Source organism: Vibrio rhodolitus (assembly GCF_003350325.1).
Lineage (GTDB): Bacteria > Pseudomonadota > Gammaproteobacteria > Enterobacterales > Vibrionaceae > Vibrio > Vibrio rhodolitus.
Genome location: NZ_QLYZ01000024.1, coordinates 1 through 21,246 on the forward strand (window position 1 = coordinate 1; position 21,246 = coordinate 21,246).

At 45.8% G+C, this 21,246-nt stretch carries 17 protein-coding genes and 5 tRNA genes; 7 read left to right on the forward strand and 15 right to left on the reverse strand.

Going from position 1 to position 21,246, the window contains the following annotated elements:
• The 6 genes from DPF93_RS18215 to DPF93_RS18240 form a co-directional block, all read right to left on the reverse strand.
• Positions 1-200, reverse strand: a 200-nt coding sequence (locus tag DPF93_RS18215) for a helix-turn-helix domain-containing protein (RefSeq protein ID WP_164675337.1), incomplete at its 3' end; no start/stop codon positions are given.
• A gap of 205 nt (positions 201-405) precedes the next feature.
• A tRNA-Pro gene (locus tag DPF93_RS18220) sits at positions 406-482 on the reverse strand.
• A gap of 23 nt (positions 483-505) precedes the next feature.
• Positions 506-581: transfer RNA gene (locus DPF93_RS18225), tRNA-His, on the reverse strand.
• A gap of 44 nt (positions 582-625) precedes the next feature.
• Positions 626-702 (reverse strand) — tRNA-Pro (locus tag DPF93_RS18230).
• Positions 703-766: 64 nt separating this feature from the next.
• Positions 767-842, reverse strand: a tRNA-His gene (locus tag DPF93_RS18235).
• Positions 843-874: 32 nt separating this feature from the next.
• Positions 875-951 (reverse strand) — tRNA-Arg (locus tag DPF93_RS18240).
• A 291-nt stretch (positions 952-1,242) separates the two neighbouring features.
• On the opposite strand from DPF93_RS18240, the gene DPF93_RS18245 reads away from it, so the two are divergent.
• Positions 1,243-1,659: a c-type cytochrome gene (locus DPF93_RS18245; RefSeq protein ID WP_114767498.1), complete on the forward strand. Its 417-nt coding sequence runs from the start codon at positions 1,243-1,245 to the stop codon at positions 1,657-1,659.
• A 68-nt stretch (positions 1,660-1,727) separates the two neighbouring features.
• Here DPF93_RS18245 and rep read toward each other — a convergent pair whose 3' ends face one another.
• On the reverse strand, positions 1,728-3,743 hold the full coding sequence (gene rep / locus DPF93_RS18250) for a DNA helicase Rep (protein ID WP_114767499.1): 2,016 nt from the start codon (positions 3,741-3,743) through the stop codon (positions 1,728-1,730).
• A gap of 215 nt (positions 3,744-3,958) precedes the next feature.
• On the opposite strand from rep, the gene DPF93_RS18255 reads away from it, so the two are divergent.
• From DPF93_RS18255 to ubiK, 4 genes are all read left to right on the forward strand, one after another.
• Positions 3,959-4,540 carry a TetR/AcrR family transcriptional regulator gene (locus DPF93_RS18255; protein ID WP_114767500.1) on the forward strand — a complete coding sequence of 194 codons (582 nt, stop codon included), beginning with the start codon at positions 3,959-3,961 and terminating at the stop codon, positions 4,538-4,540.
• 18 nt (positions 4,541-4,558) lie between these two features.
• The gene (locus DPF93_RS18260) at positions 4,559-5,665 is read left to right on the forward strand and encodes an efflux RND transporter periplasmic adaptor subunit (RefSeq protein WP_114767501.1); all 1,107 of its coding nucleotides are present in this window, start codon (positions 4,559-4,561) and stop codon (positions 5,663-5,665) included.
• Between the two features lie 11 nt (positions 5,666-5,676).
• Positions 5,677-8,799, forward strand: a complete 3,123-nt coding sequence (locus DPF93_RS18265; protein WP_114767502.1) for a multidrug efflux RND transporter permease subunit — start codon at positions 5,677-5,679, stop codon at positions 8,797-8,799.
• Positions 8,800-8,976: 177 nt separating this feature from the next.
• Positions 8,977-9,228 carry a ubiquinone biosynthesis accessory factor UbiK gene (gene ubiK / locus DPF93_RS18270; RefSeq protein ID WP_075647726.1) on the forward strand — a complete coding sequence of 84 codons (252 nt, stop codon included), beginning with the start codon at positions 8,977-8,979 and terminating at the stop codon, positions 9,226-9,228.
• 243 nt (positions 9,229-9,471) lie between these two features.
• On the opposite strand, the gene ilvC is transcribed toward ubiK, so the two are convergent.
• On the reverse strand, positions 9,472-10,956 hold the full coding sequence (gene ilvC / locus DPF93_RS18275) for a ketol-acid reductoisomerase (protein ID WP_114767503.1): 1,485 nt from the start codon (positions 10,954-10,956) through the stop codon (positions 9,472-9,474).
• A 146-nt stretch (positions 10,957-11,102) separates the two neighbouring features.
• Between ilvC and ilvY the strand changes: the two genes are divergently transcribed.
• Positions 11,103-11,993: an HTH-type transcriptional activator IlvY gene (ilvY, locus tag DPF93_RS18280; protein WP_114767504.1), complete on the forward strand. Its 891-nt coding sequence runs from the start codon at positions 11,103-11,105 to the stop codon at positions 11,991-11,993.
• Positions 11,994-12,060: 67 nt separating this feature from the next.
• Here the strand turns inward: ilvY and hemN are convergent, their stop codons facing one another.
• The 5 genes from hemN to DPF93_RS18310 all read right to left on the reverse strand — a co-directional run bounded on the left by hemN (position 12,061) and on the right by DPF93_RS18310 (position 16,748).
• A complete protein-coding gene (gene hemN / locus DPF93_RS18285) occupies positions 12,061-13,449 on the reverse strand; it encodes an oxygen-independent coproporphyrinogen III oxidase (RefSeq protein ID WP_114767505.1) in 1,389 nt (462 codons plus the stop codon).
• Positions 13,450-13,696: 247 nt separating this feature from the next.
• Positions 13,697-14,185, reverse strand: coding sequence for a DUF2489 domain-containing protein (locus DPF93_RS18290; RefSeq protein WP_075647722.1), 489 nt, complete (start codon positions 14,183-14,185; stop codon positions 13,697-13,699).
• 14 nt (positions 14,186-14,199) lie between these two features.
• Positions 14,200-14,772, reverse strand: a complete 573-nt coding sequence (gene yihI / locus DPF93_RS18295) for a Der GTPase-activating protein YihI (protein WP_075647721.1) — start codon at positions 14,770-14,772, stop codon at positions 14,200-14,202.
• Positions 14,772-15,410 carry a class I SAM-dependent methyltransferase gene (locus DPF93_RS18300; RefSeq protein WP_114767506.1) on the reverse strand — a complete coding sequence of 213 codons (639 nt, stop codon included), beginning with the start codon at positions 15,408-15,410 and terminating at the stop codon, positions 14,772-14,774. Before DPF93_RS18300 ends, yihI begins: the two co-directional genes overlap by 1 nt.
• Before the next feature lie 720 nt (positions 15,411-16,130).
• Entirely contained in the window at positions 16,131-16,748 is a 618-nt protein-coding gene (locus DPF93_RS18310) for a c-type cytochrome (RefSeq protein WP_114767507.1), read from the reverse strand.
• Positions 16,749-16,896: 148 nt separating this feature from the next.
• Between DPF93_RS18310 and yihA the strand changes: the two genes are divergently transcribed.
• Positions 16,897-17,562, forward strand: a complete 666-nt coding sequence (gene yihA / locus DPF93_RS18315) for a ribosome biogenesis GTP-binding protein YihA/YsxC (protein ID WP_114767508.1) — start codon at positions 16,897-16,899, stop codon at positions 17,560-17,562.
• 484 nt (positions 17,563-18,046) lie between these two features.
• Here the strand turns inward: yihA and spfP are convergent, their stop codons facing one another.
• Positions 18,047-18,094 (reverse strand): small protein SpfP, encoded by a 48-nt coding sequence (gene spfP, locus DPF93_RS21590; RefSeq protein WP_438356636.1) that lies wholly within the window; start codon positions 18,092-18,094, stop codon positions 18,047-18,049.
• 193 nt (positions 18,095-18,287) lie between these two features.
• Positions 18,288-21,083, reverse strand: a complete 2,796-nt coding sequence (polA, locus tag DPF93_RS18320; protein WP_114767536.1) for a DNA polymerase I — start codon at positions 21,081-21,083, stop codon at positions 18,288-18,290.
• Positions 21,084-21,246 lie beyond the last annotated feature (163 nt).

Genomic DNA, 21,246 nt, shown 5'->3' on the forward strand with positions numbered 1-21,246 from the left:
CTTGGGTTTTGCGTCCAATCCATTTTTCCGTGCTTTCTCAGCCAAGTTAAAACAGTTGAGCGACCTTGGATACCATAAATGGCTTGTGCTTGCTTGTAGGTCATTTCTCCTTTTTCTACGGCATCAACGACCTGCAATTTAAAGCCTAGTGTGTAATCACGCTGAGTGCGCTTAATGTAGAGTTTATTTGAAGTGGTCATAATTCGTCCTCAATGTGTAAACACATTTCAGGACGGGACATGTAAATGCAAAAAGCCCCGTCATTTCTGACGAGGCTTTAAATGGTGGTCGGTGCAGCGGGATTCGATTGGACTGGCATTCCAGACCCCGACTCAACATGTGCAGACTTAGTCTTATGCTGTAAATGCAAAAAGACCCCGTCATTGCTGACGAGGTCTTAAATGGTGGTCGGTGAAGAGGGATTCGAACCCCCGACCCTCTGGTCCCAAACCAGATGCGCTACCAAGCTGCGCTATTCACCGAGCATGTATTCTTTAGAAAAGAATGGGGTGGCTAACGGGATTTGAACCCGCGACAACCGGAATCACAATCCGGGACTCTACCAACTGAGCTATAGCCACCATCAAATTGTCATGTTTACCGTTCAAAACGTTAAACTAAATAGTGGTCGGTGAAGAGGGATTCGAACCCCCGACCCTCTGGTCCCAAACCAGATGCGCTACCAAGCTGCGCTATTCACCGACTTATGTTTTATCTCTAAGAGAATGGAAGCTTATGCTACCTAAACCATTTTCAAAAAGGAAAATGGGGTGGCTAACGAGACTTGAACTCGCGACAACCGGAATCACAATCCGGGGCTCTACCAACTGAGCTATAGCCACCATAGTTTTTCACCGATTTTCCTCCAGGCTTATGGCGCGCCCGAAAGGATTCGAACCTTCGACCTTTGGCTCCGGAGGCCAACGCTCTATCCAGCTGAGCTACGGGCGCATGCCCCATCGGCGGAGAGGAATAATACGGATATCACACTATTGCGTCTAGTACTTTTTCAACTTTTTTTATCGTTTGATGCCTTTTTCAGCAACAAAGGTCAAATAAAAGTCACTTAAGCATGTGATATAACCCCGCTCGTTGGGAAGTTATTGTTTATTGCAACAACTTATCGAGATATAATCACCCACTGTTTACATTGATTTAACAGCTCAATTGTTCTGTTTGTCAAATGAAACTCTAAATAAAAGGTAAGCATGAACTTACCCTCAGGAATGTATAGTGAGTTTAATGGATATGTCTCGAAAAATCTTAACCGCTTTGGTCGCTGCAGCAACATTTTCTAGCGCTACTTTTGCAGCAAACGTGAGCCAAGAACAATATGATGCGATTGCAGAAAGAATTAAACCTGTCGGTGATGTTTATCTAGTTGGCAGTGAGCCTGTTGCGGCAGCAGTACCAACGGGTCCTCGCGATGGTGCAACGGTATACGGCACCTTCTGTACCGCTTGTCACTCAACAGGGATCAGTGGCGCTCCAAAAACCGGTGACGCGGGTGACTGGTCACCACGTATCGCCCAAGGTCGCGATGTGTTGAACAACCACGCTATCAATGGCTTTAATGCCATGCCAGCCAAAGGTTCATGTATGGATTGTTCTGACGATGAAATCATCGCCGCTATCGACCATATGATTGAAGGTCTGTAAGACCACCGTGATAAAAAGCAAAAGGCTTGGGAACCCCAAGCCTTTTTGATTTTTGCTCTACACAAACGTTACTTCTTAAACATCGCGCGTAAGTTCGCGATATGCGCCTGCCCTTTTGCCATACGCTCTTCTTGTGTCACTGGCTTTTTAGTTTGTTCCCATTCAACATCATCAAATGGCAATTCATCTAAAAAACGACTCTGAGTCGGTTTGATCAACTCACCATACTGGCGACGTTCACGACACATAGTAAAAGTCAGCTCTTTCTGTGCGCGGGTAATACCCACGTACATCAGGCGGCGCTCCTCTTCGACGTTATCCTCATCAATGCTGGTTTGGTGCGGCAAAATGCCCTCTTCCGTACCAATCAAATAGACGTATGGGAACTCCAAACCTTTTGAGGCGTGCAGCGTCATTAACTGCACCGCGTCGCTATCTTCATCTTCTTCGCCACGTTCCATCATGTCACGCAGTGTCAGGCGTTGAACCACTTCACGCAGTGTTTTCTCTTCTTGGTCGTAGTTATCACCTTCTAAGTCTGACACTATCCAAGAGTAAAGATCCGAAACGTTCTTCATCCGCATCTCAGCCGCTTTCGGGCTTGAAGAGGTTTCATACAACCAATCTTCGTAATTGATATCACGCACAAGAGAGCGAACCGCTTCTACTGTATCGCCACGCTCAGCTTGATCAGAAATCGCCACCAGCCAGGTAGTAAAACGGCGCAAATTCTCTAAGCCTCGTCCAGAAAGGTGATGCTCTAGACCTAACTCAAAGCTTGCCTCAAACAAGCTCTTACCACGCATGTTGGCGTAGCTGCCAAGCTTTTCTAACGTGACCGGTCCAATTTCACGCTTCGGCGTATTCACGATACGTAGGAAGGCGTTGTCATCATCAGGGTTCACCAAGACTTTGAGGTAAGCCATGATGTCTTTGATTTCAGCGCGAGCAAAAAACGACGTGCCGCCAGATAACTTGTATGGCACACGGTTTTGCATCAAGGATTTTTCAATCAAACGTGACTGATGATTACCACGATACAAAATCGCATAGTCACGGTAATCAGTACGATTTAAGAATTTATGCGCAATGATTTCACCGGTAACCCGTTCAGCTTCATGGTCTTCATTTTTTGCCAACAACACTTTCAGTTGCTCACCGTCAGGCAGCTCTGAGAACAACGACTTCTCATAGACGTGCGGGTTATTGGCAATCAGAATGTTAGCACAGCGCAAAATACGATTGGTTGAACGGTAGTTCTGCTCCAGCTTAATCAGCTTAAGACTTGGGTAATCTTCACCAAGCAACACCAGGTTTTGTGGTTTTGCCCCGCGCCATGAGTAAATCGACTGGTCATCATCACCTACCACCGTAAAACGCGCACGCTCACCCACCAGCAAACGCACCAACTCATACTGACTGGTGTTGGTATCTTGGTACTCATCGACCAACAGGTAGCGGATCTTATTTTGCCAACGCTCGCGCACCTCGGCATTACCACGCAGCAGCAATACTGGCATCAAGATCAGATCATCAAAATCCAAAGCGTTATAAGCACGCATCTGCTTTTGGTACATCTCAAAACAGAAAGCAAATAGCTGCTGTTGCTCACCCTGAGCACGCGCTTTGGCTTCATCTGGCGACAACATGTCGTTTTTCCAATTCGAGATAGCACTCATCAGTTGACGCAGCAGATCTTTATCACCATCTAACTGTTTCTCGGTCAGCTCTTTTAATAGAGCTAACTGGTCTTGGTCATCAAACAGCGAAAAACCCGATTTCAAACCGAGATGCTTGTGCTCACGCTTAATAATATTCAAACCAAGAGTGTGGAAAGTTGAGACCATCAACCCTTTCGACTCTTGTTTCCCTAATGTCTGTCCAACACGCTCTTTCATTTCACGTGCGGCTTTATTGGTAAAGGTTACTGCCGCAATATTGCGCGCTTTATAGCCGCACTGCTGAACCAAGTAAGCAATTTTGTTAGTGATCACTCGCGTTTTACCAGAGCCCGCGCCTGCCAATACAAGGCATGGGCCTGACACATACTTAACCGCTTGGTCTTGTCCGGGGTTCAGCTTCATGATGGTCTCATCCAGAAAAATTAATGGCGCCTATAATAATGGTGCAACACGACGATTGCTAATATTTAAGTAAAGCGCCCACAAGGTGCGATTGCCACCCTCGCACTTATATCCATCAACAAGATTTTTACTGAATTAATGCAATACTTTATTGAACTTCTGTGTGTAATTTGGTCTATAATGAATGAACGTTCATTCATTAGCGGTCTCATTAAATGACCAAAAAACTCAGTGTAGATAAAAAGCAGCAAATTCTGGATGCCGCAGAAGCAATTCTCGCGGAGTCAGGGTTTCATGGCTTATCCATGCAGAAAGTCGCCAAACTTGCCGGCGTCGCTGCGGGAACTATCTATTGTTACTTTTCTGATAAGGAGCACCTTCTTGCTGAGGTGCGGCTCAATGTCACCCAACGTATTGCCGATGCCGTACAAGCTGGGGTCGATGGGGATGAGCCTCTCAAAGATCGTTATCGCACCATGTGGTTAAACACTTGGAACTTAGCGGTGTCGAATAAAAACGCCTTAAGTAACCGAGTGCAATATGACTCACTACCCTGCACTACCGATATAGAGATTCGTGCCCAAGAAAAGCTGAAGTTTCACCAAGTACAAAAGCTATTTGAAGATGGCAAAACGCAAAAGGTCTTTAAGCCGATTGCTAATGAAGTTTTGTCTGGTTTGACATTTGAGGCGTGTGTAGCGCTTGCTCGTAAACATGCGTGGGGGTTTTACCATCTGGATGATGAGGCGATTGAAGCCGCCATCAATGCCAGCTGGGACGCAGTAATTAATCATTAACTTGGAGTTCTAATAAGAATGAAAAAGTGGACTTTCTTTATGATTGTCATCGTCTTGCTACTGTTTGGTAGCGTGATTGGTTTCAATCTATTCAAGCAACAAAAAATAGCTGAATATCTCGCTAACCGACCAGAGCCAGAATTTCCGGTGACGGTAACGCAAGTAAAACCTGTCGATTGGGTACCTGTTATCGAAGCGATCGGTTTTATCGAGCCTAACCAAGGTGTCACCGTCGCCAATGAAACCAGCGGTGTAATTGATAAAATTAGTTTCGAGTCGGGAACCCAGGTTGAAGAAGGTCAGTTACTTATCACTCTTGATTCTGAAGTAGAAAAAGCCAATTTAAAAAGTGCTCAGGCAAAATTGCCAGCGGCACAAGCCAAATATAAGCGCTACCAAGGTCTGTACAAAAAAGGCTCTATCTCCAAAGAGGCTTACGACGAAGCTGGCGCTAACTACTTCTCTCTACAAGCAGAAATTGAAAGCCTAAAAGCCTCAATTGACCGCCGCGAAATCCAAGCGCCATTTGCTGGTGAAGTGGGTATTCGTAATGTTTATCTTGGTCAGTATCTACAAGCTGGCAGCGATATCGTCCGTCTAGAAGACACCACCGTAATGCGCCTGCGTTTTACTGTGTCGCAAACCGACATCTCGCGTATCCAGCTTAAACAAGAAGTAGAAATCTACGTGGATGCTTACCCAGAAAAACCGTTTAAAGGTTCCATCTCAGCGATTGAGCCTGCTGTTAACGTGCAAAGTGGTCTGATCCAAGTACAAGCGGATATCCCTAACAGCGATGGTAAATTGCGCAGCGGCATGTTCGCCCGTGCCAACATCATCCTACCTAAGCTAGTCGACCAAGTGACTCTGCCACAAACCGCCATTACCTACACCCTATACGGCGACAATGTTTACATCGTGACAGAAGAAGATGGTGAGAAACGTGTACAACAACACGTTGTTAAAGTTGGTGAGCGTGTGGCTGATATCGCCCATATTCTTGAAGGCGTTAAGCCAGGAGATACGGTCGTGACAACAGGTCAAGTACGCTTGAGTAATGGTGCGAAAGTTCGCGTCGTGGAAAGTGACGCAACCACACCACCTGCTGAAACACCAATGCTGTAATTGGAGGATTCATGCGCTTTACTGATGTTTTTATTAAACGTCCAGTTTTAGCGGTATCGATCAGTTTCTTGATTGCCTTGCTTGGTATGCAAGCGGTTTTCAAGATGCAGGTTCGCGAATACCCTGAAATGACGAACACAGTAGTGACGGTATCCACCAGCTACTACGGCGCCAGTGCCGACCTTATCCAAGGCTTTATTACCCAGCCTTTGGAACAAGCCGTCGCGCAGGCAGATAATATTGATTATATGACTTCACAGTCTGTGTTAGGTAAATCGACCATCACAGTCAACATGAAGCTCAATACCGACCCGAATGCTGCCTTATCGGATATTCTGGCTAAAACCAACTCGGTACGTTCGCAGCTCCCTAAAGAAGCGGAAGACCCGACGGTAACCATGTCGACCGGTTCGACTACCGCGGTACTGTACATCGGCTTTACCAGTGACGAGCTTAATTCAAGCCAAATCACTGACTACCTAGAGCGAGTGATCAACCCGCAGCTATTTACGGTTAACGGCGTATCAAAAGTCGACCTTTATGGTGGCATGAAATACGCGCTGCGTATTTGGCTAGACCCAGCTAAGATGGCTGCGATCAAGATGACCGCGACAGATGTGATGAACGTGCTTAACGCCAACAACTATCAATCTGCAACCGGTCAAGCAGTCGGCGAATTCGTACTTTACAACGGTAGTGCGGATACCCAAGTCTCCAACGTCGAAGAGCTATCCAACTTGGTGGTGAAATCTGACGAAGGTGAAGTTATCCGCCTTGGTGATATCGCCAAAGTAACACTGGCGAAAAGCCATGACGTTTACCGCGCGAGTGCCAATGGTCAAGAAGCCGTGGTCGCTGCGATTAACGCCGCGCCTAGTGCTAACCCAATCAACATCGCTGCCGATGTGTTAGAACTGCTGCCTCAACTCGAGCGTAACTTACCTAGCACCATCAAAATGAACGTGATGTATGACTCAACCATCGCGATTAATGAATCCATTCATGAAGTGGTGAAGACCATCCTTGAAGCGGCAGTAATCGTACTGGTAGTAATCACGCTGTTCTTGGGTTCTTTCCGTGCGGTAATCATTCCTATCGTTACTATTCCGCTCTCACTGATTGGTGTAGCGATGGTGATGCAGGCAATGGGTTTCTCTTGGAACTTGATGACCCTCCTAGCGATGGTACTGGCAATCGGTCTGGTGGTGGATGATGCGATCGTGGTACTCGAGAACGTTGACCGTCACGTCAAACTGGGTGAATCACCTTTCCGCGCCGCCATTATCGGTACGCGTGAAATTGCGGTACCCGTAATTGCGATGACATTAACGCTCGGTGCGGTATACGCGCCAATCGCACTCATGGGTGGTATTACTGGCTCGCTATTTAAAGAGTTTGCTCTCACCTTGGCGGGTGCGGTGTTTGTCTCGGGTATCGTGGCACTGACCCTATCGCCAATGATGTGTTCAAAAATGCTCAAAGCTAATGAAGAGCCGAGCAAGTTTGAGCAAAAAGTGCATCATATTCTCGATGGCATGACTAATCGCTACGCGAAAATGCTTAAAGCCGTTATGGACCATCGCCCAGTGGTGCTTGCTTTTGCGGTTATCGTGTTTGCCACACTCCCAGTGCTGTTTAAGTTTATTCCAAGTGAACTTGCCCCTTCAGAAGATAAAGGCGTAGTGATGTTGATGGGTACAGCCCCATCAAATGCGAACTTGGACTACATGCAAAACACCATGAACGACGTAAACAAGATTCTGTCTGATCAGCCAGAAGTGGCGTTTGCTCAGGTGTTTACTGGTGTGCCTAACTCAAACCAAGCCTTTGGTATTGCCTCAATGGTGCCGTGGAGCGAACGTGAAGCGAGCCAAGCAGAAGTGGCGAACCGTGTTGGTGGTCTAGTTGCTAACGTTCCAGGTATGGCGGTAACGGCATTCCAGATGCCAGAGCTGCCAGGTGCAGGCTCAGGTCTGCCATTGCAGTTCGTCATTACCACGCCAAATGCCTTTGAAAGCTTGTTTGCGATTGCTACTGAAGTGTTGACACAAGTGAAGTCGAGCCCGATGTTTGTCTACTCGGATCTGGATCTGAACTACGATTCCGCGACGATGAAAATCAACATCGACAAAGACAAAGCTGGTGCTTATGGCGTGACGATGCAGGACATCGGTATCACGCTTAGTACCATGATGGCGGATGGCTACGTTAACCGTATCGACCTAAATGGTCGCTCATACGAAGTTATTCCTCAGGTTGAGCGTAAGTGGCGCCTTAACCCAGAATCAATGAATAACTACTACGTACGCGCAGCCGATGGCAAAGCGGTACCTCTAGGTAGCCTAATTACCATTGATGTTGTCGCGGAGCCTCGCTCACTACCACACTTCAACCAGCTAAACTCAGCGACGGTTGGTGCAGTACCTGCACCAGGCACGGCAATGGGTGATGCCATCACATGGTTTGAAGATGTCGCAGCGAATACCCTACCGAGTGGTTACAACCACGACTATATGGGTGAAGCGCGCCAATACGTAACGGAAGGTAGTGCACTGTATGCCACCTTCGGTCTCGCTTTGGCGATCATCTTCTTGGTACTGGCGATTCAGTTTGAGTCAATCAAAGACCCAATCGTCATCATGGTATCGGTACCGCTGGCGATCTGTGGTGCATTGATTGCTCTGGCTTGGGGCGCGGCAACGATGAACATCTACTCGCAAGTCGGTCTGATCACGTTAGTCGGTCTGATCACCAAGCACGGTATCTTGATTTGTGAGGTAGCCAAAGAAGAGCAGCTGCATAACAAACTCAGCAAGATGGATGCAGTAATGGAGGCGGCGAAAGTTCGTCTACGCCCTATCCTGATGACGACCGCGGCAATGATTGCGGGTCTAATCCCACTGATGTACGCCACCGGTGCGGGTGCAGCGCAGCGCTTTAGTATCGGCATCGTAATCGTCGCAGGTCTTGCGATTGGTACGCTGTTTACACTGTTTGTACTGCCAGTGATTTACAGTTACCTAGCAGAGAAACATAAGCCACTGCCTGTGTTTGTTGAAGATAAAGACTTAGAAAAGTTAGCCAGAGTTGACGAAGCGAAAGCGGCTTGTCGTGAACTCGCCAAGAAAAGCTAATCATTAGTCGCAACATTCACTCTTAAAAGGTCACTTCGGTGACCTTTTTTATTCCCAGCAATTTGATACTGCAATGGTGATAAGCCAAGCGCAAAAGTCGCTTTTTTGCCCTACAACTAGCGACATTTGCGTATCAATTACATAAAATGACGCCAAAGATACAGGAGTGTTCACACCATGTTTGACCCAAAGAAATTAGAGCAAATCGCTAAGCAAATTCATGAGTCAATGCCGCAACCAGTGAAAGACCTAGGTGCAGACGTTGATCAGAAAGTTCGTCAAGTAATCCAAGGTCAGCTTAACAAGCTAGACGTAGTAAGCCGCGAAGAGTTTGATGTACAAACTCAAGTTCTACTACGCACTCGCCAAAAACTTACCGAAATGGAAAAGAAACTGGCGGATCTAGAAGCGAAGCTTGCGGATAAATAAGCGAGAAATTGAAAAGGCTTGCCCCAACCGGAGCAAGCCTTTTTATTAATGTTGTGTCTGTACTTTGTATTTTTTGACTCTGTCTAACAGAGTTCTTTAAACCTAGTACAAATAAAGCCATCCCGCAGAAAAAACCTTCTGATCATTTCAACGCTATAGCGCTTAAGCTCGCGAAGGGAACGCACAGTTTGCACCTGCAAATGAGCATTCCCGACAAAGAGATTCAGCTCTAGAGCAAAGAAATTAGCCACCCACGGCGATGTGCTTCATATCCGTCATATACCCACGCAGCTCCTCACCAATGTACTCCACTGGGTGGTTACGAATCGCTTCGTTCACTTCAATTAGACGCTGGTTATCGACTTGGTTTGACTCAACTTGCAGACCTTTACCAATCACATCTGTGTTTACTGAAGGCATGAACTTCTCACGCAGTAGCGGTGTCGCTACGTTAGCGAATAGGTAGTTACCATATTCTGCCGTATCTGAGATGACTACGTTCATTTCGTATAGACGCTTACGTGCTACTGTGTTGGCGATTAGCGGTAGCTCGTGTAGTGATTCGTAGTATGCAGACTCATCAATGATGCCTGATGCTGTCATCGCTTCAAATGCCAACTCTACCCCTGCACGAACCATAGCGATCATTAGGATACCGTTGTCAAAGTACTCCTGCTCTGAGATTTGAACGTCAGTGGTTGGGTAGTTTTCAAAGGCGGTTTCACCCGTTTCTGCACGCCAGCCTAATAGATTCACATCATCATTCGCCCAGTCAGCCATCATGGTGCTTGAAAACTCACCTTGAATGATGTCATCCATATGCTTGTTGTATAGCGGACGCATTAGATCTTTTAGCTCTTCTGATAGGTCAAACGCTTTGATTTTCGCAGGGTTTGATAGGCGATCCATCATGTGAGTGATACCACCAAACTTCAGGGCTTCCGTGATTGTTTCCCAGCCGTATTGCAGTAACTTACCTGCGTAACCTGGATCAATACCTTCGGCAACCATCTTCTCGTAACATACGATAGAACCCGCTTGCAGCATGCCACATAGAATAGTTTGCTCACCCATTAGGTCAGATTTCACTTCTGCAACGAATGATGACTCTAGACAACCTGCACGGTGACCACCTGTTGCAGCTGCCCATGCTTTCGCGATGTCCCAACCCTCGCCTTGCGGATCGTTCTCTGGGTGAACCGCGATTAGCGTTGGTACACCAAAGCCACGTTTGTATTCTTCACGTACTTCCGTACCTGGACACTTAGGCGCAACCATCACCACGGTTAGGTCTTTACGGATTTGCATGCCTTCTTCAACAATGTTAAAGCCGTGTGAGTAACCCAGTGCAGCGCCTTGCTTCATCAATGGCATTACCGTTTCTACTACATTGGTGTGCTGTTTATCTGGCGTTAGGTTTACCACAAGGTCAGCTTGAGGAATGAGCGCTTCGTAGCTGGCAACTTCAAACCCATTCTCTTTGGCATTTTTGTATGACTGACGCTGCTCATCAATCGCCGCTTGGCGAAGTGCGTAGGCAACGTCTAGACCTGAATCACGCATGTTCAGACCTTGGTTTAGACCTTGAGCACCACAACCTACAATGACAACCTTCTTACCTTTCAGGTAGTCTGCTTCCGTTGCAAACTCACTACGATCCATAAAACGACAACGACCTAATTGGTCCAATTGCTCACGCAAGTTTAGGGTATTGAAATAGTTAGCCATTGTAGGGCTCTCCTTTAAGAATAATGTCCATGAGGTCGGTAATTTTGCTTACCGAATAACCTGATACTAAAACAGACAAAAAGTTGCTTAAAGTGATATATTCACAATTAGTTATTGCAAAAAATGCAACATGGATGTGACAAGCTATGAACATTAAGAGCCTGCAACTCTTTATTCATTTATGTGAGAGTAAAAGCTTCGCCAAAACTGCCGAAGCGATGCACATTAGCCCTTCGGCGCTCAGTCGCCAAATTCAAAAACTTGAGCAAGAAACCGGACAAGGATTATTTCTGCGTGATAACCGCAGCGTTGAACTCACACCCGCAGGCAAGAAACTGCTGCCTGTCGCACTGAACATCTTAGCTGAGTGGCAAAACTACCATGCGTTATTTGCTGATTCTGATAGCGAACTGAAAGGGGAAATTCATCTCTTTTGCTCAGTGACTGCCAGCTATAGCCATTTGCCAGAACTGCTGTCTGAGTTTCGCCTGCAACACCCTTTTATTGAGTTCAAACTCTCAACGGGTGACCCTGCTCAAGCGATTGAGAAAATACTCAATGACGAGGCAGATATCGCCATTTCAGCGATGCCAGAGCAACTGCCATCACGAATTGAGTTTGAAACCATTAGCGAGATCCCTCTATCGGTGATTGCGCCATCTGGGGTGAGTAATTTTGCCCAGCAACTGCAAAGCGATAAGCCAGATTGGAACTCAATTCCATTTATCGTACCGGAAGCTGGTACGGCTCGTGAGCGTGCCAACACTTGGTTTAAAGCGATGAAAATCAAACCAAACATCTATGCGCAAGTATCCGGTCATGAAGCAATCGTCAGTATGGTCGCACTCGGTTGTGGGGTTGGTATCGCGCCAGATGTGGTGATCAACAATAGCCCAGTGAGAGATAAAATTGAGCGTCTAAAAGTCGCACCGATCGCACCTTTTGAACTTGGCGTATGCTGCAAGCGCTCGCAACTTGATAATCCGCTGGTAAAAGCGCTGTGGAAAGTGGCGCAAGAAAAATACATTACTTTGTAAGCCTTCGCCAAAACGCAAAAAGCCACGCTAGGCGTGGCTTTCAAATCTAAATCTCTTAAACGAGCGCTTAGATAACGCGAGAGAATTGCTGCTGACGAGCGCGATCACGTAGGTATTTATCAAAACACATACAGATATTACGGATCAGTAGGCGACCACGCAGAGTCACACGGATTTCGCTCTCATCCACTTCCACTAACCCATCATTGATAAAGGTCTGTAAAAGCTCTAAATCTTGCGCAAAGTATTGATTAAAGTTGAGTTTAAATTCACGTTCAATAAACACTTTGTCCAGCTTGAAGTTACAAATCAGTTGCTTGATAACTTCACGGCGAATCAGATCATCGCTATCCAGTGATACGCCTTTCCACAATGCGTGGCGCTGTTCATTCACCTGCGCGTAGTACTTTTTAAGCTCTTTCTGGTTTTGCGCGTAAGCATCACCAATCATCGAAATAGCCGAAACACCAAAGCCCATTAGGTCACACTCACCTTGAGTGGTGTAGCCTTGGAAGTTACGGTGCAAAATGCCATTGCGCTGAGCAACCGCCAATTCATCATCAGGCAGAGCAAAGTGGTCCATACCGATAAACTGGTAACCCGCTCCGGTTAAAGTGCCAATGGTCTGCTGCAGGATCGCCATTTTTTCGGTCGCTTGCGGCAGATCTTCATCTTTAATCTTACGCTGTGCAGCAAATAGCTGCGGCATGTGCGCGTAGTTAAACACCGATAGACGACCCGGTTGCATCTCTAGCACTTGCTTCAATGTTTCAGCAAAGGATTCTTGAGTCTGTTTTGGTAGACCGTAGATTAAGTCTAGGTTGGTTGAACGGAAACCTAACTCTTTCGCACGTTTAACCATCACAACAATGAACGCTTCATCTTGTTCACGGTTAACTAGCTTCTGAACTTCTTTATTGAAGTCTTGCACACCAATACTCAGGCGGTTAAATCCTTCTTCACGGAGGTGATCAAGCACATCCAGTTCAATTTCACGTGGGTCTACTTCGATACTGATTTCAGCGGTCGCTTCAAAATCAAACTCGCCACGTAAAATCGCCATAATACGGCTGATCTGCGCTTTATTTAGGAAGGTTGGTGTACCACCGCCAAAGTGCAATTGCGTCACACGACGCTCTTGCAACAAGCTTGCACGCGTGCGGATCTCTAGTTCTAACACATCAAGATACTCATCCGCTTTATGCGCATGACGAGTGATGACTTTATTACAACCACAGTAGTAGCAAAGCTTGTGACAAAATGGGATATGAATGTACAGAGACAATGGTCGCTCTGGGTAAGCCGTACACGCCATATCAAAGTCCGCGACCGTAAAGGCTTCATGGAACTCTAATGCGGTTGGGTAAGATGTGTAACGTGGACCGGAATAGTTATATTTATCCAGAACCGTTTGATCCCACTCGATTTGTTGGCTTGCTACGACTTGCTGCGACATGGTGCTCTTTCCATTCTTTTGACTGAAAGGTCATGGTTACAATAACGGGCTATTTTGCCATAGGTGCTTAGTTGAAGTACCTAGGCGTACCGTTTTTTGAGTACAAATACTCAGAACTGATGCCAGAACTGATAAATCGATCACTCACCCTTAAGTGTAAGTGATCGACGTTCGGTTATCAGGCTTAGTTATCCGACTTAGAAATCGGCTATCGTTCCCTGAACGTTATCAGGGAAGGCGCTGGCGCCTAAAGCATTTGGATGTTGATTTGATTATTCAGTGGCTGCACTTTCTCTTGCAGCACTTTTAACTCTTCAACAATCGCATCTTGCAGACGCGACTCCGCTTTATGGCGAGTTAAGTTTTCCTGCATGCGCTCTTTTTTGCTCAGCGCCTGACGGTCTTCACCGCGAGCCATGTCTTTCACCACATGGTATAGCTCAGCTGTCGCTGGGAACTCTTTATCAAAGTCGACGCGATCATCGCCTTGAACGTAGTCCATAATGCAGTAGACGCGAATACTGATTTCAGACAGGTCACATTGACCTTGAATACCCGCTAAACACAGTGTGTTTACGTTTTCAAAAATATTCGCGTTGCGCTTTTCAATCGCCAGTTGCTGATGTCTAAGCTGCAACTCCTTTTGCTTCTTCAGTTGGAGAAGAAGGTAACCTGCGTATGACGCTAAGCCGAGAACAATGATTCCACCAGCAATGGCTAACAAGGTTACATTCATATCTTACTGTTATCCTATTTGTATTGATTGATATCTAGTGACTCAAATTGAGACAACAGATCATCATCAGATGACGATTTTTTCTCTGCATTATTTGCAACAGAATATGTCTCATCTTCGAAGAATTCTTCTTCCGAGTAATCATCAGCTTCTAGGTCATCTTCATAGATACCTAGTTGCTTCATCAATGCTTCGATGCGAGCCAATTTCTCGTCTACGTATTTCTGTAGACCAGCGCCCAGCTTTTCGCCTTCATCGATACGGTCAAGCAACACGTTCAATTGCGCATCATTTTCCAGCATCTCTAGCTCTTTCTCAGCGCTTAGACGACGCTCAACTTTAGTTGGCTTCTTAACAGCTTCAACAATCAATGGAATTGGTTTTTTGCTGCCTAAACGTGGATCGCGCTTTTGACCGTTAGTGAACTCTTTGCTTGATTTCGCTTCTGAGTTGCGGCTACCAGTCTTTAAGCCTTTACGCTTTTTATCGCGTTTGCGCAGACGTCCTTCAACGTCTGATTGGGTACGGTTACGAACTACGATAACGTCGCCGTTACCGCCTGATCTAGCTTTCTTACTACGACTCATTACTGGGTTTTCCTCAGTAAAATTACATCTTTTCCAATAAATTCAAGTTCGAGCTTATCCCGCTCAGCCAAGTACTCAAACGTTGCACGGCTAAAAAAGATCACATGGGTAAGATCATTTTTATAGTGCCATGGTGCAAACGCTTCAACATCGATCACCATCTTGGTCATGATACCAAGCCAGCCACCGGGCTTAACTAAATTTAACCATTGCTGCCACACCATATCCGGATGGTATAAGTGTTCGATCACTTCTGTAGCAGTCACGAAATCGTATTGTTCATCCAACACCGAGCGTTCTGGGTGATAGTAGATGTCATACAACTTCATAGCGTGCCCCTGCTCTTCCAACATTATGGATAACGTTGGACCAGGACCACAACCAAAATCTAACCCTTGAGAATTAGGCGCGACTAGCTGGCAAATTGGATCTGCCATACGCGAGAGAAAACGGCGATAGCCTTCATCACTAGGATCGTTCTCATGAAGATCATAGTGAGCTTTCTCTGTCTTTGCATCAAGACGCTGGTCTGGGTTAACAAACACCAACGCGCAGCGTGAGCACTGTAAATACTGACGGTGCTTATCTTCAAAGTAATGGTGAGTTTGATTGCTTTGACAAAGCGGGCAGTTGTGCATTGATACATCCTTCTTACAGGGGATGCGAAACATACCAGAAACTGCTCTTAGAGTGGAGTATTATTGTGCAATAAATCATCAAATCGGTAAAAATAGATATAAAAAAAGCGATAGATGAACTATCGCTTTCTAAATGCCATGATGGCTAAACTGGGTTGTACAAAAACTGTACTCCAAATTTCCATTTGTTTTTCGAGCTTTCCCTGCCAAAAAGGTGTTGTTTGTCATCATCCTAATGAATTTTTGGCTTTCCATTACTTCCTGTAGCTGAGCTCTTCCTAAGCCTGATCCTTTCCCCTGTCTGTACCATCAGACGAGTTAACCATCCTTATTAAGGCAAACATCCTGCTTACCTTTGAATCCTTTTTCCATCTGCCAAGCAATCCTTACTTGCATCCATGGAGACCATCCTAGTCTTTTGTCCTGCTCAACATCGTGTTGATGGAGATACTTTACTATCCGAGCCTTTTCAGGCAACAGGTCAAACTAAAAAACTGTGGTTAAATAAAACACAATCACATAACACATTGTATTTAAAAGCCATTTAATATGGAGATACACATTTAGCTGAGTAATGAATGGCAAATGTCTTACAAAGTTCTGAGCAAGATCGTCAGACGCGACAAAATAGCGTGTGTGATATTGATCAAATAAATGGGTGACAAACAAAAAGCCATGTCGTGAAACATGGCTTTGAGAGTCTTACTGGAAGGTAAATGTTTAGTGAAGTCCGCCTACATACTTAGATAGTACGTCGATGTCTTCATCTGTTAATTTTTTCGCAACATCGCGCATCATCGCGTTCATGTCGTTGTTGCGGTTGCCGTCTCTGAATTTCTCTAGCTGCAGCTTAACGTAATCTGCATGCTGACCTGAGATTTTAGGGAATCCAGATAGCTCTGTACCATTACCACGCGGACCATGACAAGCAATACAAGCCGCAATGCCACGCTCAGCATCACCTGCGGCGTAGAGGTTTTTGCCCTGCTCGACCACATTTTCTGGCGTGGTGTTGTGAGCCAGTGGTAATGACGCATAGTAAGCAGCGAGATCTGCCATATCTTGCTCATTCAGTGGCATCGCCATGCCACTCATTACAGGGTCATAACGACCTTGTTTACCACCACTCGTCATTCCGAGCTTAAGGTCTTTCAGCTGCTTCTCAATATACTTCGCATGCTGACCGGCCAGTGAAGGGTACATTCCAAGTAAACTGTTGCCATCTGCTCCATGACACGCAACACAAGTTTGAGATTTTGCTTTACCAGCTTCTATGCTGCCTTGGGCCCATACGGAGCAGCTGGCCAAAAGACTCACAATTAGCACTAATTTCTTCATGACATTCCATTATAATTATCAAGCTTCCAGTACCACTCTGCATTGCCACTCATGGTACAATAGGCGACCTCATGCCGAGTACGGTTATTTTACACAATTTCACAAAAAAGTAATCAATTGACTACACAAAGTCGAGATGGAGTTAACAGTGAGCGTAAAAATTAATTACCAAAACACCCATTTCATCACAAGTGCGCCAGATATTCGCCACTTGCCAGAGGATGAGGGCATTGAAATTGCGTTCGCTGGACGCTCCAATGCCGGGAAATCGAGCTCTCTTAACCGTTTGACCAACCAAAAGAGTCTCGCTAAAACCAGTAAAACACCAGGTCGTACCCAGTTGATCAACCTATTCAAGGTGGCTGATGGCTGTCATATCGTCGACCTACCAGGATACGGTTTTGCTCAAGTACCACTTGAAATGAAGAAGAAGTGGCAAAAGTCTCTCGGTGAATATCTACAAAAACGCCAATGTCTAAAAGGCTTGGTGGTATTGATGGATATTCGTCATCCGATGAAAGACCTCGACCAACAATTGATTTTCTGGGCAGTAGATAGCGGCATTCCAGTACAAGTTCTGCTAACTAAAGCAGACAAGCTGAAAAGTGGCGCGCGCAAAGCGGCTGTGCTTAAGATCCGTGAAGATGCCAAAGGTTTCGGTGGCACAGTGAAAGTAGACGCGTTCTCTTCACTTAAAGGTCTTGGTGTAGATGTTCTGCGTAACAAACTCGATGAATGGTTTGCGCCAGCATTTGCCGATCTGATTGATGAAGATTTCGATGCGGATGTAGCCTCTGATCACGACGGCGAATAACTCGCACAACAATTGATAGCCTCGCTTTTGCGGGGCTTTTTTGTTTCTGAGCAAAGTTAGCCCAGCAAATAGTATCAGTAGAAAGAAAAGCCCCACTCAACAATGGGGCAACGGGAGAGAATAATAAGTTGTTATAGTTATGTTGCTAGCTTTCCGCAACTCACGCTAATTTTCAACCCCTTGCCAAATGCTGTTCGCCATCGCCTAATCTCACCCTAAGCCTTATGACTTAAAGGTTAGAGCAAATTGTTTCTTTTCAATTAGTTAAATTGTAGAGATTTATTTTTTATACGAAATAACAAAAGTGTGATGAAGGAATATTACAGATTTTTGTAATCAGACGTTTCAAGTGCATAAACGCGCTAATAAATATTGATTAAGATAGGAAAAGTTGTGTGCGTTGGAGCCGCTGAGAAGTGTGTAGAGAAATTTTCTTTGCCACAAGAAAAAACGCCCCAGCCAAACACTGGCTGGGGCGGCTGAATCAGCCTAATCCAATAACGTGAAACAAAAGGTCTGAAAGATAGAACATCTTACCTCTGTACCCTACGTCGATTAATGTACAACAATTGGTCAGAAATTCAAAGCCATTTTGTAAGTTTTTTTCAGCATTTTTAGTTAAAACAACACAAACCCCTTTTCGCAACTGGCTTTTTTAACCGCAAAAAAAAGCCAGCATTTGTGCGCTGGCTCATGTTAAATGTTAATTATTGTTCATTTTTTGTCTAGTGAGCCTGTTCCCAGTTATCACCATGACCCGCTTCAGCAATAAGTGGCACTTCTAGTTGAGCAGCAGATTCCATCAGTTTTTGTACTTTTATTTCAATTTCGGCTAAAGCTGACTCTTGAACTTCAAACACCAATTCATCGTGCACTTGCATCAGCAATTTCACTCGACCGTCGCCTTCTTTCTCAATCCACTCATCAACCAACAACATCGCTTTTTTGATAATGTCAGCCGCTGTGCCTTGCATCGGCGCGTTGATTGCCGCGCGCTCTGCTGCTTTACGGCGCATGCCGTTACGTGATTGAATTTCCGGCAGGTGCAGACGACGACCGTAAATCGTCTCAACATACCCTTTTTCTGCAGCCGCGCTACGAGTGTCTTCCATGTACTGCATCACGCCTGGGTAACGTTCGAAGTACTTGTTCATGTACTCTTGCGCTTCACCACGAGGAATACCAAGTTGCTTCGCCAGACCAAAAGCACTCATGCCGTAAATAAGACCAAAGTTCACCGCTTTAGCACGACGACGCTGCTCTGAGGTAACGTTCTCAATTGTGGTGCCCATGATCTCAGCCGCTGTTGCCGCGTGGATATCTTTACCTTCACGGAAGGCATCCAATAACGCTTTATCTCCCGATAGGTGCGCCATAATACGCAGTTCAATTTGCGAGTAGTCGACAGCCATAATTTTGTAACCATGCGGCGCAACAAAAGCTTGGCGAATACGACGACCTTCTTCATTACGAATTGGAATGTTCTGCAAGTTTGGATCAGTCGAAGATAGACGACCTGTCGCTGTCACCGCTTGATGGTAAGAGGTGTGCACGCGACCCGTTTCAGGATTAATCATCTTCGGCAGTTTATCGGTATAAGTTGATTTCAGCTTAGCTAAGCCGCGGTATTCCAAAATCAATTTTGGTAATGGGTAATCCAAAGCCAGCTCTTGCAGTACTTCTTCATTGGTCGACGGTGTACCTGATGGTGTCTTCTTCACCACTGGTAAACCCATCTTCTCAAACAAAATCGCTTGCAGCTGCTTCGGTGAGTTCATATTGAACTCTTGCTCAGCAAGTTCATACGCTTTCTGTTCAAGCTCATCCAAGCGAACCGCGATCTCTTGAGATTGTGCCGCCAACATCATGTCGTCGATCAGTACGCCAGTGCGTTCAATACGTGAAAGCACCGGTACGAGTGGTACTTCAATCTGTTGATAAATGGCATTTAACTTTTCGTCTTGTAGCAAGTGCTCGTTAAGACGATTGTGCAGACGCAAAGTCACGTCAGCATCTTCGGCAGCATATGGTGCAGCCTGCTCGAGATCAATTTGATTAAACGTCAGCTGATTTTTGCCTTTGCCAGCAATTTGCTCAAAAGAAATGCAGCTATGCTGAAGAAAACGCAGTGCCAAGCTATCCATATCATGCTTGCCACCTACACTGTTATAAACGTAAGACGCCAGCATGGTGTCGTATTTAATCCCGCGCATCTCAATGTCATAACGTGCCAGCACACTCGCATCGTACTTAAGGTTTTGACCTACTTTGGCTTGATTCTCGTCTTCAAGAATTGGTTTTAACTGCGCTAACACCCAATCGCGATCAAGCTGCTCAGGTGCATCTAAGTAGTCATGCGCCACAGGTACATATGCCGCAACGCCCTCTTCCACTGCAAATGACAGACCAACAAGGTTCGCCACCATGTAGTCTAAGCTGTCGGTTTCGGTATCAAAGGCAAACACCTCTGCTGCTTTTAGCTTTTCTAGCCACTCAGCAAAGGTCTCTTTATCTAAAATGGTTTGGTATTGGCTACGATCAATCGTAACTGCGGCAGTGTTGATCTCAGCTTGGCTCGCAGATGATGTCGTGGCTGCCATGGCACCGGACTTTTCATCCGCTTCAACCACACCGCTGCCGCCTTCGAGTAGCTCATTGAGCCAAGACTTAAATACCAGCTGACCGAATAGCTTAATCAGCTCATCGGTATTTGGTTCTGCTTTTACTAGCTCTTGCGGCTTAAACTCCATCTCGACATCAAGTTTGATGGTCGCAAGCTCGTAAGAAAGCAGCGCATTGTCTTTATTGTCGACTAACTTTTTCGCCATGGTTTTCGAACCGCGGAAACCCAGTGGCGCAATATCATCAAGGTTTTCAAATAACTTATCTAAGCCACCAATGCCTTGTAGCAAAGCAGTTGCAGTTTTATCACCCACACCCGGTACGCCAGGAATGTTATCGACTTTGTCACCCATCAACGCAAGGTAATCGATGATCAGCTCTGGCGGGATACCAAATTTTTCAATCACGCCTTCACGATCGAGTACCACATTGGTCATGGTGTTGATCAAGGTAACATTCTCATCCACCAGCTGAGCCATATCTTTATCACCGGTACTGATCAATACCGGAATGCCTTGCTGAGAAGCTTGCGAAGCTAAGGTGCCGATCACATCATCCGCTTCAACACCCGAGATCGAGATCAATGGCAAACCCATTGCTCGGATCACATTGTGCAATGGCTCGATCTGGCAACGTAGATCATCTGGCATTGGTGGACGGTTCGCTTTGTATTCCGGATACATATCATCACGGAACGTCTTACCTTTAGCATCAAATACCACCGCAATGCGATCTGAGGCAAATTGGCGCATCATGCTGCGCAACATATTCACCACACCATATACAGCGTTAGTCGGAATTTCACCGTTACTCATGGTGCCTGGATAGGCATGAAATGCACGGTAGAGGTAAGAAGAACCGTCGATCAAAATCAGTGGATTATCTGGAATGCGAGCCATAGTCTTATAGTTTCCAAAGAGAATGCGAATTAGATCTGCTAAGGATGCCATGACTGGGTCGACGATGCTATGCAAACTCTGTGATGTCTCTAGCGAGATTTGCTGAAGAAGCCACCACATGATGTGGTCACCTGTGGATAACTCTGTTTATAATAATTATCCA

Bases quoted from the DNA above. Each gene is read 5' to 3' on its own strand.
- DPF93_RS18245 (WP_114767498.1), top strand. From the start codon at position 1,243: ATGGATATGTCTCGAAAAATCTTAACCGCTTTGGTCGCTGCAGCAACA.
- rep (WP_114767499.1), bottom strand. From the start codon at position 3,743: ATGAAGCTGAACCCCGGACAAGACCAAGCGGTTAAGTATGTGTCAGGC.
- DPF93_RS18255 (WP_114767500.1), top strand. From the start codon at position 3,959: ATGACCAAAAAACTCAGTGTAGATAAAAAGCAGCAAATTCTGGATGCC.
- DPF93_RS18260 (WP_114767501.1), top strand. From the start codon at position 4,559: ATGAAAAAGTGGACTTTCTTTATGATTGTCATCGTCTTGCTACTGTTT.
- DPF93_RS18265 (WP_114767502.1), top strand. From the start codon at position 5,677: ATGCGCTTTACTGATGTTTTTATTAAACGTCCAGTTTTAGCGGTATCG.
- ubiK (WP_075647726.1), top strand. From the start codon at position 8,977: ATGTTTGACCCAAAGAAATTAGAGCAAATCGCTAAGCAAATTCATGAG.
- ilvC (WP_114767503.1), bottom strand. From the start codon at position 10,956: ATGGCTAACTATTTCAATACCCTAAACTTGCGTGAGCAATTGGACCAA.
- ilvY (WP_114767504.1), top strand. From the start codon at position 11,103: ATGAACATTAAGAGCCTGCAACTCTTTATTCATTTATGTGAGAGTAAA.
- hemN (WP_114767505.1), bottom strand. From the start codon at position 13,449: ATGTCGCAGCAAGTCGTAGCAAGCCAACAAATCGAGTGGGATCAAACG.
- DPF93_RS18290 (WP_075647722.1), bottom strand. From the start codon at position 14,185: ATGAATGTAACCTTGTTAGCCATTGCTGGTGGAATCATTGTTCTCGGC.
- yihI (WP_075647721.1), bottom strand. From the start codon at position 14,772: ATGAGTCGTAGTAAGAAAGCTAGATCAGGCGGTAACGGCGACGTTATC.
- DPF93_RS18300 (WP_114767506.1), bottom strand. From the start codon at position 15,410: ATGCACAACTGCCCGCTTTGTCAAAGCAATCAAACTCACCATTACTTT.
- DPF93_RS18310 (WP_114767507.1), bottom strand. From the start codon at position 16,748: ATGAAGAAATTAGTGCTAATTGTGAGTCTTTTGGCCAGCTGCTCCGTA.
- polA (WP_114767536.1), bottom strand. From the start codon at position 21,083: ATGGCTCGCATTCCAGATAATCCACTGATTTTGATCGACGGTTCTTCT.